At 34.5% G+C, this 16,348-nt stretch carries 8 protein-coding genes; 5 read left to right on the top strand and 3 right to left on the bottom strand.

Translation table 11 applies throughout. The features are described 5' to 3' along the window. Window positions 1-94: 94 nt before the first annotated feature. The 3 genes from FQU21_RS14985 to FQU21_RS14975 form a co-directional block, all read right to left on the bottom strand. Complete coding sequence (locus FQU21_RS14985) at window positions 95-2,344, bottom strand: polyribonucleotide nucleotidyltransferase (protein ID WP_147678824.1); 2,250 nt, start codon at window positions 2,342-2,344, stop codon at window positions 95-97. Between the two features lie 223 nt (window positions 2,345-2,567). Further along, window positions 2,568-2,837, bottom strand: a complete 270-nt coding sequence (gene rpsO / locus FQU21_RS14980; protein ID WP_147678913.1) for a 30S ribosomal protein S15 — start codon at window positions 2,835-2,837, stop codon at window positions 2,568-2,570. Between the two features lie 215 nt (window positions 2,838-3,052). Next, complete coding sequence (locus tag FQU21_RS14975) at window positions 3,053-3,616, bottom strand: hypothetical protein (protein ID WP_147678823.1); 564 nt, start codon at window positions 3,614-3,616, stop codon at window positions 3,053-3,055. Window positions 3,617-4,113: 497 nt separating this feature from the next. On the opposite strand from FQU21_RS14975, the gene FQU21_RS14970 reads away from it, so the two are divergent. From FQU21_RS14970 to FQU21_RS14950, 5 genes are all read left to right on the top strand, one after another. After that, window positions 4,114-6,624 carry an Ig-like domain-containing protein gene (locus FQU21_RS14970; RefSeq protein ID WP_147678822.1) on the top strand — a complete coding sequence of 837 codons (2,511 nt, stop codon included), beginning with the start codon at window positions 4,114-4,116 and terminating at the stop codon, window positions 6,622-6,624. Between the two features lie 811 nt (window positions 6,625-7,435). Next, the gene (locus FQU21_RS14965) at window positions 7,436-9,277 is read left to right on the top strand and encodes a DUF11 domain-containing protein (RefSeq protein WP_147678821.1); all 1,842 of its coding nucleotides are present in this window, start codon (window positions 7,436-7,438) and stop codon (window positions 9,275-9,277) included. Between the two features lie 899 nt (window positions 9,278-10,176). After that, window positions 10,177-12,369 carry a DUF7933 domain-containing protein gene (locus FQU21_RS14960; protein WP_147678820.1) on the top strand — a complete coding sequence of 731 codons (2,193 nt, stop codon included), beginning with the start codon at window positions 10,177-10,179 and terminating at the stop codon, window positions 12,367-12,369. A gap of 805 nt (window positions 12,370-13,174) precedes the next feature. Next, complete coding sequence (locus tag FQU21_RS14955; protein WP_147678819.1) at window positions 13,175-14,647, top strand: DUF11 domain-containing protein; 1,473 nt, start codon at window positions 13,175-13,177, stop codon at window positions 14,645-14,647. Window positions 14,648-14,885: 238 nt separating this feature from the next. Further along, window positions 14,886-16,348: Ig-like domain-containing protein (locus tag FQU21_RS14950; protein ID WP_147678818.1), on the top strand; the 1,463-nt coding region annotated here is incomplete at its 3' end.

Genomic DNA, 16,348 nt, shown 5'->3' with positions numbered 1-16,348 from the left:
TAACTAGAAGTTAAGGTTTTTATAAAAATAGAGATATAAAAAAACCCAAATAGATGTACTCTATTTGGGGTTTTTACTTGGAATTTATAAAGAATTAATCTTTTTTATCTTCTCTTGGTTTTCTGTCATCACGACGATTATCACGGCCACGATTATCTCTACCTCGGTTATCACGTCCACCAGAACGTTTATCATCTCTTGGTGGTCTTGCAACATAACCTTCTGGTTTTGGTAAAATAGCTTTACGAGATACTTTTTCTTTGCGTGTTCTTGGATCCTGTCCAAAATACTTCACATCAAAAACATCACCCATATTAACAACATCCGATACGTTTTCGGTACGTTCCCAAGCTAATTCACTTACGTGCAATAAAACTTCGTTTCCTGGAGCGTCTGTATATTCTACAACGGCACCAAAATCAAGCATTTTAATAACTTTTACTTGGTAAACTTTACCAACTTCTGGTTTAAATAATAAAGAGTCTATTTTTGCTATAACAGCATCAATGCCTGCATTACCAACGCCTAATATTTCAACAATACCTTCTTCTGTTACTGGATCTTCGTTAATAACGATAGTTGTTCCAGTTTCTTTTTGCATTTCTTGAATAACTTTTCCTCCTGGTCCAATTAAAGCACCAATAAATTCGTTAGGAATTCTGCGAGAAATCATTTTTGGAGAGTGCTCTTTTACATCGGCATTTGGAGTGGCTATAGTTTCGGTAATTTTACCTAAAATATGTAAACGACCTTCACGAGCTTGTTTTAAAGCTTTTACAAGAATTTCGTAAGACAACCCTTTTACTTTAATATCCATTTGGCAAGCGGTAATACCATCTGCAGTCCCTGTAACTTTAAAATCCATATCTCCTAAGTGATCTTCATCACCTAAAATATCGGATAATACAGCATATTTTCCAGATTCTACATCTGTAATAAGTCCCATGGCAATTCCAGAAACGGGTTTCTTTAATTGCACACCAGCATCCATTAAGGCCATTGTACCTGCACAAACTGTTGCCATAGACGAAGAACCGTTTGATTCTAAAATCTCAGAAACTACACGTACAGTGTATGGGCAATCATTTGGAACCATGCCTTTTAAGGCGCGTTGTGCTAAGTTACCATGTCCTACCTCACGACGAGATGTTCCACGAATAGGTCTCGCTTCACCAGTAGAAAATGGAGGGAAATTATAGTGTAAATAAAAACGCTCTTCACCTTCGTAAGATGGCATATCTATTTGGTTCGCTTCTCTACTTGTTCCTAAAGTAACGGTAGCTAAAGCTTGAGTTTCCCCACGTGTAAATATTGAAGATCCATGTGTTGAAGGTAAATAATCTACCTCACACCAAATAGGTCTAATTTCGTTGGTTTTACGTCCGTCTAAACGTAAACCTTCGTTTAATGTTAAATCTCTAACCGCAGTTTTTTCGGCTTTACTGTAGTATTTAGAAATTAATCCACCAAAGTCTGCTAATTCTTCTTCAGAAAAAGTGGCTTTAATGTCTTCTTTAATTTCTGCAAAGGCAGCACCTCTTTCATGTTTAGAAGAAGCAGCTCTAGCTACGGCATATACTTTATCGTATGCCATATCGTGAATTTTCTTTGCTAACTCGTCATCCGTTCTTTCTGGTTCGTATTCACGAGTTTCTTTTTTTCCAAAAGCTTCCGCTAATGCTACTTGTGCTGCACATTGTACTTTAATGGCTTCGTGTGCAAATTTGATAGCTTCTGTCATTTCTTCTTCAGAAATTTCATCCATTTCACCTTCCACCATCATTACAGAATCAGCAGAGGCTCCAATCATCATATCGATGTCAGATTCTTCTAATTGTGCACGTGTTGGGTTAATAATGAATTCACCATTTACACGACCAACTCTAGCTTCAGAGATTGGGCATTCAAAAGGAAAATCGGATAATTGAATAGCTGCCGAAGCGGCTAAACCAGCCATAGCATCTGGCATAACATCAGGGTCGTGAGACATTAATTGTATCATTACCTGAGTTTCAGAATGGTAATCTTTTGGGAATAATGGACGTAAAACACGATCTACTAAACGCATCGTTAATACTTCACCGTCACTTGGTCTTGCTTCTCTTTTAAAGAAACCACCTGGGTAACGTCCTGCAGCGGCAAACTTTTCTCTGTAATCTACCGTTAATGGTAAAAAGTCTACATCGGCTTGTTTGTAATTAGAAACTACGGTACATAGTAACATACAGTTTCCTGATTTAACAACAACAGAACCATGAGCCTGTTTTGCTAATTTTCCGGTTTCAATAGAGATTTCTCTACCGTCTCCAAGGTCTATAACCTCTTTAAAAACTTTTGGAATCATAAATTTTTTCTTGTAATTCGAGCATACAATATACTCAAATTATGTTAAACAATGGTCGTTGTGTTGTTGTGTGTAGTTGTTGTATGTTTGGACCAATGAAAAACTTTTTATCCCAAACTCGTTTTGGGATTTAGCTTCTTTTAATTTGAAAGTTATACGCGTTCAAAGCGCGTTGATTTATAATGAAAAACCACGCTGAAAAAGCGTGGTTTTTGTATTGAGATTATTTTCTTAATCCTAATTCTTGTACTATAGCACGATATCTTAAGATGTCTTTCTTGACTAAATAATCAAGTAAGCTTCTTCTTTTACCTACTAATTTTACTAGTGAACGCTCTGTATTGTAATCTTTACGATTATTTTTTAAGTGTTCTGTTAAGTGATTAATTCTCTGCGTGAATAAGGCAATTTGCCCTTCAGCTGAACCGGTATCGTTTTTTCCTTTACCGTGTTTTGCAAACATTTCTTGTTTTGCTTCTTTTGATAAGTACATGCTAATATTGTTGTAAATGATTGTTATGTATCCTGAAAGTTTTTCTTTCAAGGCTGCAAATATAATAAAAATTATATTCTGAAACGTTATTATGTTTAATTTCTAACGGGTAAATGGGTGAAAATGTATTTTTGAAGTGTTATTATTTCATAAATATAAAAAGCCTTTGAATTTATAATCCAAAGGCTTTTTTTATAATTTATTGTTGTAAATGATTATATCACATCTATAGTGATTGTGGTTTCCATGTGTAATTTAATACCAAATGTTACCGATGTTGTTTCTCCAGCTACGTCGCCACTGGCAGTAATAGTCATGGTTTTGTCTGTTTTTAATTTGTTTGCAATAGTTCCAAGTTTTGCTGCATCATCAATAGTAAATAGAGTACCATTATCATCTGCTGTTTTAAGGTTGGTGTCTTCAATAGTAATTACAGTACCTCCAAAATCTATTTGTGTATTAGTAATAGCAACGTCGTCTGGGCCATTATAGTTTATAATTTCGTATGTTAAACCATTAATAGCGACTTCTTCTATTAGATCTAAATTTTCGCTAACATCGTCGTTGTCTTTTAGGTCTATAGTAACTTCTTCACTCCAAGAGCCTTCTGCTGTAGATTTGGCTTGTGGTTTGGCTTCTTTTGTTACTGCAGTATCAATATTTAGTGTGGTATCAAAATCTTGTTCAACTTTAAATTCTGTTAATTTGTCAATTTCATCACAGCTAAAAATAGTTATAGCAACAAGTAGTAATAGTGTTAGGTTTGTTCTCAGTTTCATAAAAAATAAGTTTTAGTTAATGTTAACGTTTTATTTATTAATTGATTAATATGTTAATAGCGGTTAAATATACTAATTAAATTTGTTTTTGAGCTTGTCTGTCTTCTCATTCCTTATTGAAAAATGAAATAGAGAACTAAGGTTGGCGTAAACGTGATGTGGTTATTTATTATTTTGGGGTAATACTATTAATAACTAAGGTTGATTTCAAACTTAATTATTCGAGTAAAAATAGCAGGAGTAAATAGTAACGAAATTTATATTTTTTTATTTATTATAGTGTTTGTTCGATAGTTTAATGACTTTTTTTTTACAAATTGAAATATAAAGGTAGTGCTTATCTAATATAATGGTTGTTTAGCGTTTTATTGCTAGAGTGGTTGTTCGAATTTTTATCTTCGCATGGTTACAGTATCTTTTTTCTATAAGAGTTATAAAAGAATGGTGCTTCTCTCCTAATAATAATTATGTTTTTAAACCTAAAGTTTGTATACGCTGTGAAATTTAGAATTTCACTCGAAGTATTATTAGTTTTATTTATTTTATCTTTCAATTTAGGTGCTCGTGCACAATCGAATGCAACAAGTATTAAAACCGGAGCAAGTTTTAAATGGGTAGAGACTACGCAACCTACAGATGAAAGTCCGGCCACTATAGAAAGTATTTCAATTGATGGTAAGGTCTATAGTTCATTTGTAGTTCCGTCTGGTTATGAGTTAACCGAGCTTGGTCCAGATGGTCATGACTTAAATCATATTCGGGAAAATGGGAATCCTCTGCATACATCTGCAGGAAGTGGTCCAACTCCAGTTGGTTGGCAAACAGGAGATCCTTACGGAAGTTCTGCTTGGAATGTCTTAGCTTTATCGGCTTTTCAAGATAAAAATCTCAATCATTATTTTGAGTCAAATGATAATGGACGACCTGTTTGTGATGACTTTAATGCTGAAAATTCTACTCCAATCCAGAGGCAAAGCTTGTTGTATGATCCTGCAATTCCTTCAAATGAAGGCGGTATCGTCGCGATTACTGAGCGAAATGCGAATAACTGTTTTCATATAGAGGTGTTTGGTACTAAACCTGGTGGAACTGTGGTAAAATCTTTAGGTGAAACTTTTGTGATTAATAATAGTAGTGCGGAATTTGGACCAGGAGGAAGTAGTTCTACAGACGGTACAACTCGGCCGCCGAATTCAGGTACCGATTATTGGTTGTCAGATCGCGTTGTAGATACTGGAGGAACTATTGGTATTGCTTTGTTTTATTTAAGTGAGATAGCGCCTGTGGGTTCAAGTATTACTAGGGTTCAAATATCTGCATCTACACGAGATCATGGTGATGGGAAGTTTTTTATACTTCAATCTTATGCTGCTAACGACGATATAGAAATGTTTTGGAATTCAACCTTAATAAATGGTGATGCATCTGTTAATGATGCGGTTCCTGTTGGGTCTTCTTTTAGTGTTCTTGGGGCAGGACCTTCAAATGGAACATTAAACTTTAATGCAGATGGTAGCTTTCAGTATACACCAAACCTTAATTTTGCGGGTATTGATAGTTTTGAGTATAAGGTTTGTTTACCAGAGCCAAACGATGGAATCTGTGATATTGCAACAGTTACTATTACCGTGGTTGCCGATACCGATCAAGATGGGATACCAGATATTGAGGATTTAGATGATGATAATGATGGTATTTTGGATACTGTAGAAAATGAGGCTTGTGGGATTCCTAATAGAGAATTGTTTTTTGAGAATTTTGGAGAGATTAATAATCTAAATAATAGTACAGGTGTTTCTTTTTCAGCATTTCCTGGGGTATCTACTGCTTTTGGGTATAAGCAGGTTGGTAATCCTTATAATGGAACGGATGTGGAAGATAATCATTATACTATTTTTAATAATATTCAAAATTCAGCATATTGGGCGCCTGATGTTTGGCAAACTATTGGAGATCATACCAATGGAGGGGATGCGCCTACAAAAGGTAGAATGCTTATGGTTAATGCCGGAACAACGCAAGATGTTATTTATCAAAAAGACATACCAGGTGTTTCGGCAGGGGCGTTGATAGATGTATCTTTTTGGGTACTTAATATGGATGTTTATAAAACGGATACCGCAACTTTAGGAAGATATAAACCAAATATTCAGATAGAACTTTGGCAAAATGGTAATATATTGGGGCCCGAAGTAAATACTGGGGATATTGAAAGACAGAAGATTGGTAATGAAAATGCTTGGAAAAAATATGCAACACTAGCACCGTTAAAAGCACTAACTGCAGATCCTGTTACAGTTATTATTAGAAATAATACGGCTGGAGATAATGGTAATGATGTTGCTATAGATGATATTTTAGTTGTGCAGGTGTGTGATACAGACGAGGATGGTATTCCAGATTATCTAGATACCGATTCTGATAACGATGGCTGTCCAGATGCTATAGAAGGTAGTGGTAGTTTTATGATGTCTCAACTTACCACCTTAGAAGGCGGAAGTAAAGTGCCAGGTAGCTCTTTAAATTTTGGTACAACTGTAAATACAGATCCGTCAAGTTCAAATTATGGTGTGCCAATACAAGATGCAAATGGGGGTATTATTAATACGCCACAAACATCACCAGCAGCTGTTACAGACGAGACCATGAATCTAGCTTGCTCGGCAGATTTAAGTTTAACTAAAACAGTAAATAATGCTATTCCAAAAATAGGAGACAACATTATTTATACCTTAACAGTTACTAATAGTGGTCCGGAAGATGCTACAGGTGTACAAGTAACAGATGTGTTGCCAACAGAAGGATTGTTGTATGTGTCAAGCAATGCTGCAACTACAGGGACCACGTATTCTAGTAACGTTTGGGTAATAGGTAATCTAAATCTAGGAGACTCTATAGTGTTAGAAATAACAGCTACAATAACAGATGAAAGAGCAATAAAAAATATTGCCGAGGTAACAGCTGCTAACCAAGCCGATATAGATTCTGTTCCTAATAACGGAAAGTAGAAAAACTTTATAAATTTATTTTTTAATTCACCTCTTAGCTATTTGGCTTAGAGGTGTTTTTTTGTGGTAAGATGTGTTTAATATTAATTATGGAAATATATTTTTTAAGCATTAGTTTGTGCGTAGCGTTTCTTGGTTTTTTGTAAAGAAGAATATTTAGGTATAAGTTTTTTGAATATCTGTGTGGCATCACAATTTTAAACAGGGGAAACAGAAAGGTAATCTCAAAATTTAAAGCAAGGTTTTAAATAGTTATAATGCTAAAGAAATCAATAAAACTGATGGAGATAATATTGATGAAAGCTGGATAGTTTTTGTAGATAAAAACACGTTTTATGTTTGTATTACTAGCTTTGTCGAGTTGTATGTTAGGGAAAAATGAAATAAAAAACTTTCAACTAGGCTTGTATATCCTAATAGTATTACTAAAAGAATTTATGGGGTAACTATCATAAAATTAAAGGGAAATACCTTCAATGAGGCCTCAATGAATTGGTCTATAAACTAAATCGTATATGTTTTGGAGATTAATTTTTCGATAGGCTTGTTATTGCTAATATCACAGGGTTATAATCTATAGTGGGTATTCATAAAAAAATAAAGAGTAGTGATTAATGGTTGTGTTTTGGCGATATATTTTGTGCTTTAACGAAAAAAAATAGACTAAAGTTTTATTGTTGGATTTACGGATTATTTTTGCGTATAAATTACTACTTTCTGTTTGTTTAATTAGCCTATTTCATTATAGGAAAAGGGTGTTTTGGATTGTGTTTTTTTAGTAATTATTAATTTTTTTTGAGATATAAGTAAAATGAAGAACATATTTAAAATAACTTGTAATCGGTGTTTTCTTGCTGTATTGCTTTGTGTTATGCTTTTTATAAATAATAACCGTGCTTATGCACAATGTCCTCCAGGGGAGGCACAAATAACCGTCCCATTAAATGTGTATGTTGGTGACGTTGTATTGAATAACGGTGTGGATAATGATTATAATATTTTAGGAAGTTCTATTGCTACAGCAAATTTTGCTCAGAGTAATGACAAGATGGTTGTGAAAATGACGCAAACTATAAATAACGGTGATGCTGTTACTGTATTTGGTAATGATGGTGACGACGTGGATCTTTGGGTTTCTGCTAACTATAATGGTTCTATTGCTGCTACCACATGGACACGAGTAGCTACCAACGGACAGCTAGATTTTGAATTTACTTCCCCTATTAATTGGCAGTATATGCGTATTGAAAATGCAAGTGTTGAATTTTTAAATATTAGCCTTGTTAGAGCGGTTTCTTCTCAAGAAATTTGTGATGCCGATACCGATAATGATGGTATAGGAAACGCAGAAGATTTAGACGATGATAACGATGGTATATTAGATGCCAATGAGTTAGGAGCCGTTGGGTGCGACATTAAAGCAGCACCTAAATTTGATTCAAGTAAAGGGCCTTTTAGTTATAACGGGTCAAATGTTAATAATCCAAGTGTTGGTGATCAGTTTTTATATAGAAATGTTTACTCTGGTGTGGATGCTATTATCACCATTGTGTTCTCAAACGATAATGGTATTATAGAACTTGATGCTACCTCTACAGGGGTGGGGGAAAATTTTCAACCTTATATTGAGCATCGTGATGAGAGGTCTTATACGGAGTTTAGAATAGATTTTGTAACTGCGAACACTACTACTCCAGCGCCTCCTAAAGATTATGTTTTATCTGTGATAGATAACGATTACTATGAGTTTGTAACCTTTAAAGATGGGTATACCGGAGACCTTTATGTAGATAGTAATACAAGAGAGTTGCCTTATATTGGCCAGCCGGCCAATTCGAATGGTTTTACTTATGGGTACTCTGGTGATGGTGATTTTGTTATAGGCATTGATAATGCCACATCAAATTATCAAGTATTTGCTAATTATGCGTTTGTGTCTTCGGTAAGTATTAGGTTTGGAGGCGGGCTTCCAAATGAGCCTTCATACCATTCAATAACTTTAGATCCTTGTGTTCCTGTTGATAATTATGATCTTTACCCCCCAGTTTCCGAGGATACCGATGGTGATGGAATCCCAAATCATTTGGATACCGATAGTGATAATGATGGGTGTCCAGATGCTGTAGAGGCTTCTGGTAACATTATTCCATCTCAATTAACCACTTTGTCAGGAGGAAGTAATGGTGGGAGTTCAGATAATTTAGGAACAAATAGCGATGCCCAAGGTAGAGCTATAGTGAACGGTACAGGGTATGCACAAGATGATACAAATGCAGCATTAGATGCCTCTAATAGTGTGGCATGTACCACAGATTTAAATTTAATTAAAACAGTAGATGTGGCTGCTCCAAAAGTGGGAGATATTATTGTTTATACCTTAACGGTTGCTAATAATGGTGTGCTAGATGCTACAGGCGTGCAAGTAACAGATGTGTTGCCAAGCTCTGGGCTATCATTCGTATCCGATGATTCTGGAAGTACTGGAACATCATACGTGGGTAATGTTTGGAATATAGGAAATTTAAATGTAGGCGCCTCCATAAGCTTGAAAATAACAGCCACAGTAACAGCAGAAGGGGTTATAAAAAACACCGCCGAGGTAACGGCTACAAGCCAAGCCGATATAGACTCTATTCCTAACAACGGTAAGTAGATAAACCTTAAGGGGGATGTTAATGTTTTTAACAGCTCTTGGGTATACTTATAAAGAGATTTTTAGAAGAATATTTAAAAAAAAGCAATTTTGTTAATACAAAATTGCTTTTTTTGATTAAAAACTAGTAATCTTCATACTTAATAGTAATTACATTCTTTTTTTAAGTAGTGGTTCTATAAAAAAGCACTCTTAAATAGCTTTAATTTTATGTGTTATTATTGATTTGCATAAGTGGTTTAAATAAGAGTAATAAATAAATCATGAGTTTGTTTTCATTTTTAAAATAGAATAATCAGGTGTGGTTTTTTTTGTTTTATCAGTTTTTTCTTGTAATTTGCTAATGAAAATCTAAATATTAAGGTTTTTGTCGATGTTTAGTGTGCCTGTGTTTAATGTAAACAGCTATAATGAATTTTTGATTTTAAAGTAATTCGTAATCAAATGTTTAATAAGAATTATGATATTTTTCAAAAATTAATGTGACTCTTAAAAAAATATGGGTCTAAAAGATGTTTAAGGTCATTATTTGTAAGTAAAATTACATATATACTAATTCGTTTCAAAACAATAAACGTACACTTAATCGTAATATATGGCGGTTTATTTATTTTTTGGGTTTAATTCAAATGGAATATAGCTCAAATAAATAATAAAGTATGAGGTTTAAAAAAAGCATTAAATTATTTTTTTAAAACGCAGTTAGATTTATATTTGGTTTTTTAAGGTGTTAAAAAAAAAGTTAAAATAATTTTTTAAGCTATCTTTAGGGAATTATAATATGCATATAAAGTAAGTTTAGGTAAAATTAACTTGTGTTTTTTAAACCTTTATTAAGTGTCTTATTCTATAAATAAATTAGCTTGTGAGAAAAGGTTGTAATATTTAATAAATTCAATATGAAAAAAACATCTCCATTTCTATTTTTAAAAAACAGTCTATTTGTTGTAGTCTGTTTTATTTTTTTATTTAATAATGTTACTGCGCAAACGGGTACACCAATGACTTTTAATACGCCTACAGTTCTTAATGGAACTAATCCGGGTTCTGATATTGGAGACGTTGGGTATTATGAGAATGTAGGGACCTATGGAGGTGTGTCTTTTGATATGCGTATTACTGTTCTTAACGCCACTTTAAACGGAAACCTTAACGCTACTGTTCCTATAGATGTTGGTGGGAGTTTAAGTACGGGTAGGCTATATCAAGTTTTACTTAATCAACCTAATGCGCTTTCGCCAACTTGGGTAAATGGGACAGCTAGCGCTAACCACGAAGATACTGTGGTAGATTTTAAAATTGAATTTTTAGAGTCGCAATCTCCAGTAAAAACAGGAGGTACGCCCATTGAAGTACTTGTTAACTGGGGGTTTAGTGATATCGATGATGTTACTGCTTTTCCTGGTACGGGTAATGGTACTGAAAAAGTGGAGTACCGCCAAAGTGATATTGTGAGTTATGAGTTATCAGCAAGTCCACCTACGGCAGTAGCTGTTGATCAAGATCAAACAACGTCTATTGATGGTGTTACGGCTGGTAATTTTATAGTGTTTTCGGGAACCCAATATTTTATAGGGCTTGATGAACAAGATTCTTGGGTGGGAACAAATCTCGGGTTGGTATCTTCCTTTCAATTTAGTTTAAATACAAGAAGTGCTGTAACGGGGTATATTTGGGAATCGAACATACCTTTTACTGACTCTGAAATAACCCCTATAGATCCATGTGTTTATGGTGCTACAGAAGGCATGTCTACAGCAAAAGACCCTGATGGTGACGGTATAAATAATATTTGTGATGAAGATGATGATAATGATGGCCTTTTAGACGTAGTAGAGGAAAGGTGCGATCAGCCCAGTTATGCAAATTCTAATTCTGGATCTGGTGCTTTTCAAGATCAATTATATATATTTAATTGGTCTAATATTGGAGGATCATTAGAGAACGGGGATACACAAACATTTACAGTTAATGATTTAGTAATAACAGCTACTTTTTCTAACGTTGTTATAACTGGAGGTACGGTAAGCCCTTCAGAATTAAAAACATGGAGTGACGCACTAATTGGAGATTTATACAATACTTCTGGTGGGCAAGAAGCCTTGTATGGTGACGCTGCAACTCAATCTTTTTTATTTACTGTTAGTTTTACTGCAACAAAAAATGGAAGTCCTTATCCTTTAGATATTATTGCCATAGATGCTGAAAGTACAACGGATGGAACATCATCAGGCCTTGCAGAATCTATAAGTTTTACTTCTAATGGAGGAGAATGGACGTTTTTGGAAGGGATTAATGGTTCTGGAACCGGTCCTGGAGAATTTGTTGTAAATCATCAACAATTAACAGTTGTAGATACATTTGAGGGGGCTGACAAAGGTAACAGTCTTTATTATTCTAAGGATGCAACGTCAATTGATGTTTCTGTAAGTTCTGGAAATACACAAAGGCAAGGTGTAGCTTTCGGTATATTTTTATATTGTGATACTGATGGTGATGGAGTAATAGATAACTTAGATACCGATAGCGATAACGATGGTTGTCCAGATGCCTTAGAAGGTAATGGTGCTATTGTTCCGTCTCAATTAACAGATTTAACTGGAGGTAGTAATGGTGGTAGTTTAGGGCATTTAGGTATGGATTCAGATGATAATGGAAGTCCTAAATTGTTGCCTACAGATTCAAGTGGTTATACCCAAGACACCACAGCTGCTGTTAGAGATGAAAATGATAATGTAGCCTGTACAGTAGATTTAAGTTTAACAAAAACGGTAAATACTAAAGTTGTAAAGTTAGGAAGCGTAGTAACGTATACCTTTACTGTTAAAAACGCTGGACCTCTAGAGGCTACAAATGTTAATGTTACTGATGTTTTACCTACAGGTTTAACTTATTCAGGTACGGCAAATGCGTCTCAAGGCACGTATAATTCAGGAACAGGCGTATGGACTGTTGGAGCATTGGCTAAAGATCAAGAAGAAACCTTGCAAATACAAGCAACGGTAAATGCAGTAGGGTTGTTAACCAATAAAGCAGAAGTAACAGCAACCGATCAAGAAGATATAGATTCCACACCTGCTAATAATAAATAGAGTATAGTTTTTAAAAATAGTAAGATTTACTTTCAATCAAGTGAGTAAACGTATATGGCATACTTATAGAAAAAACGCGTAGTATTTATTTTTGTTATGCAAATAGTATTTTTAATAGTTTTTTATTATTATTGATGTGAAATCGATTGAATTCTAGGTGTTTTTTACAGGTAAAAATAAATAAGCTATACTAGTTATCTTTTTTTTATAGAAATGGTCTTAAAACGCTTTAAAATGATTTAAAACATTTTAAAGCGTTTTTTTTTTTTTCATCATTTGTGTTTATATGTCTTAATAAAACCTGAGTTTTATAAAAAAATGAATATAACAGGGTGTTTCTTTGTTTAGAGTTCGTTTTTGAAAACATCTAGTGTTTTGTTTGTAATCAAGTACTAATAAAGATTATAAAAAAAACTATAGGTTTTGATTGTTATTATTTACATTTTTTAGTTATCATAATATGAAGTGTTTGTGTGCGTTCTAACAGGTGTTTAGGCTTGTTGTGTTGTTTCTAAGTAACCGATTCTGTAGCTGTATTTTATAAGAATGAGTTCAGTGAGGAGGATTAAACGACTATTTTTGCTTCTTATCGAATTATGCCAAGAATTGTTTAATTATATATACGTTGTATAGCAAAGTATAGTAGATTTGTGTCGAGTATGAAGATTTTAGTACGTCTAATTTAGTGGTGTTTTTATATAAAATGTTGCCATTATTTGCTGATGTGAAAGTTTATAACTTCATACAGTTAGAATGAAAAGCGTGGTATATTATTTTATTAACATTTCGAAGATAACAATGTAAAATGGAAGTATTTAATAATTTGTTTAGACACAGGTTTGGTTTAAAAGTAGTGTTCTTATTGCTTTTGTTTATTTCTTTTAATAATACGGCTTTTTCTCAATGTACGGGTGCCGAAGCAGATTGCGATCAGGATGGTGTTGTAAATTTATCTGATTTAGACGATGATAATGACGGGATATTAGATATAGATGAAGGTATTTGTTCTACCGATGTGCAATCTGGAACATGGTCTAAGTCCGCTACTACAGCTACAGGTAATGCCGGAACGGTCGATATTACATTTTCTGTTGTTAATGATAGTAGAACTCAAGTTACTTATTATTCAGATGGAAACTTAAATACAACAAATTTTTGGTCAGACGCTTCTGTTGCTGGTGATACCTCTTTGCAATTTGAAATAGCATGGGATAGGAATCCTGAAATTGAAACAGATAGGGCAGATAATGATGCTGGTACAGCTACAGTGACTATTTCATTTTCTAAAACACTTATTAATCCTGTTATTCATATTGATAGGTTAGGGGGGAGTGGTTTAAACACGGCATCTGTCTATGGCAATGACTATATTTCTGGTTCTGCAGAGTTTACTTTAACTACACCAGGTGTAACCTTATCGCGTTTATCAGGTAATAGTGCCTTTAAGGTGAGTGGAAATAAGTTTTATAGAGAGCCTTTTGTCAATTTAGGATCTAGTTATCCTGGGGTAGAAGCAAAAAGTGGTTCGAATGGTAATAAAGCAATGGCTTCGGGTAGTATAGAGTTTGTTGGTGCGGTTACCTCATTAACCTTTAGTGTTACAGGTATAGGTGTCGAAGGAACAGGATCTGATGGTGTTGAAATGGTAATACAAAGTTGTACCAATACCGATACTGATGGTGATGGTATAGACGATTATTTAGATACAGATAGTGATAATGATGGATGTCCAGATGCCGTTGAAGCCACTGGATCTATTCAGCCTAGCGATCTTACAGAATTGGCAAATGGTAGTAACGGTGGTAGCTCTAATAATTTGGGTACCGCTTCAAATACTAAAGGTATTCCATTACCATTGGGAACAACAGGTGGAGCAGAAACGGTAGGACAAGCAACAACATCTGCGGTAACCGATAGCTCAAATCATTTAGCCTGTTCAGCAGATTTAAGTTTAACTAAAATAGTGAGTGAAGCGGTCCCTAAAAAAGGAGCAACTATAGTTTACACACTAGAATTAAGTAATAACGGCCCTGTAAAAGCAACAGGGATTAAAGTCGTTGATGCTTTACCAGTAGGCTTGTCTTTTGTTAGTGAAACAGGGGCAGGTACTTATAGTTCTGGAACAAATCTTTGGACAGTTAATAATTTGAATGTTGGTAGTACTAAAACATTGCAGTTAACAGCTACAGTTGATAATACTGGACTAATAAAAAATACAGCAGAAATAACAGAGTCCGATCAGGAGGATGTAGATTCTTCTCCTAATAGTGGATACTAAGAGGTTGAGAATAAGGTGGTTTATGATTTTAAATAAAAAAAAGCGTGTTTTTAGCGCTTAAATATAGTAATATAAGTGACTTTTTAATTTTTAGGAGTCATAATATAGGATATTCTTATGTTTTTAGAATGTTTTATAGATAAATCAATAGTTTAACGCTATTAAAATGAATAACAATAGATTTTAAAAAATCTATTTTGAATAATAATAATTAAGGTTAACCCTATTATAGTAAAGCATGGGAAAGATTTACAATAACAAAAACGTAACAAAACAGGCAAATAAGATAATAAGTGTAGCGCTTATTGTTTTCGCTTTTTTATTTACAATACAAAAAACTTTTTCGCAAGAAGTTATCGTTGTAGCAAATCAAACATCTGTAACACCTACGTTCGTAAACAATAGTGGGACAAATGTAGCTGGTAATGTTATAAATTATGAGGTGACTGTACGTAATATTAGTGCAGTGCCAATTAATAATCCAGTTATGACTTTAAATGGCACCACTACGCTGACTTTGTCAACAGGGGATAATGGTAATGGTGTTTTAGATGCTTTTGAAACATGGACCTATAATACTCCATATACTATTACAGGTACGGATGTTTCTAATGAGAATTTTAATAATACCTTTCAATTTAATGGTACAGAGCTTTCTACAGGAGTTACCTTTACAGATACCGAATCTATCCATGAAGATGATTATGCTACGGCAAATATAAAATCTTATGATTGTACGCCAGATGCACCTGTAGCTAGTGCGCAATCTTTTTGTAGTGGAGATAATCCAACAGCAGCTAATTTATTACCAGCATTATCAGATGCAGCAATTAAATGGTATAGTGATGCAGGATTGACTACAGAAATTACAGATGGAACAGCTGCGTTAGCAACAGGGAGTTACTACGTAACGACAACTGTAGATGGTTGTGAAAGTTTAGCAACAGAAGTGGCTGTTACTGTAAAAACTACACCAGATGAGCCAACAGCTAGTGCGCAATCTTTTTGTAGTGGAGATAATCCAACGGTAGCTAGTTTAATGCCAGCATTATCCAATGCAGCAATTAAATGGTATAGTGATGCAGGATTGACTACAGAAATTACAGATGGAACAACGGCTTTATCTTCAGGAAAATACTATGTAACGACAACGGAAGATGGTTGTGAAAGTTTAGCAACAGAAGTAGATATTACGGTAAATCCAAACGCAAGCGCATCAGATATTACAGCCGCGGATACAACAATTTGTACAGATGAAACCGCAGATTTATCAGCAAGTAGTACAGTAGCAGGCGCAACATTCAAATGGTATAGCGATTCAGCTTTAACTACAGAAGTAGGATCAGGAGCAAACTTTACAACACCAGCATTAACAGCAACAACAACGTATTATGTAACCGTAACTGGCACAGCAACCTGTGAGAATGCAGCAGGAACAGGAAAAGAAGTTATTGTAACAGTAAATCCAAAGAATAGCGCATCAGATATTACAGCCGCGGATACAACAATTTGTACAGACGAAACCGCAGATTTATCAGCAAGTAGTACAGTAGCAGGCGCAACATTCAAATGGTATAGCGATTCAGCTTTAACTACAGAAGTAGGGTCAGGAGCAAACTTTACAACACCAGCATTAACAGCAACAACAACGTATTATGTAACTGTAACAGGCACAGCAACCTGTGAGAATGCAGCAGGAAC

Source organism: Algibacter pacificus (assembly GCF_008033385.1).
Classification (GTDB): domain Bacteria; phylum Bacteroidota; class Bacteroidia; order Flavobacteriales; family Flavobacteriaceae; genus Algibacter; species Algibacter pacificus.
This window is presented reverse-complemented; position numbering and strand designations above follow the sequence as displayed.

Excerpts from the sequence above, each read along its gene's own strand:
- rpsO (WP_147678913.1), bottom strand. The coding sequence starts at position 2,837 with ATGTACTTATCAAAAGAAGCAAAACAAGAAATGTTTGCAAAACACGGT.
- FQU21_RS14975 (WP_147678823.1), bottom strand. The coding sequence starts at position 3,616 with ATGAAACTGAGAACAAACCTAACACTATTACTACTTGTTGCTATAACT.
- FQU21_RS14985 (WP_147678824.1), bottom strand. The coding sequence starts at position 2,344 with ATGATTCCAAAAGTTTTTAAAGAGGTTATAGACCTTGGAGACGGTAGA.
- FQU21_RS14955 (WP_147678819.1), top strand. The coding sequence starts at position 13,175 with ATGGAAGTATTTAATAATTTGTTTAGACACAGGTTTGGTTTAAAAGTA.
- FQU21_RS14960 (WP_147678820.1), top strand. The coding sequence starts at position 10,177 with ATGAAAAAAACATCTCCATTTCTATTTTTAAAAAACAGTCTATTTGTT.
- FQU21_RS14965 (WP_147678821.1), top strand. The coding sequence starts at position 7,436 with ATGAAGAACATATTTAAAATAACTTGTAATCGGTGTTTTCTTGCTGTA.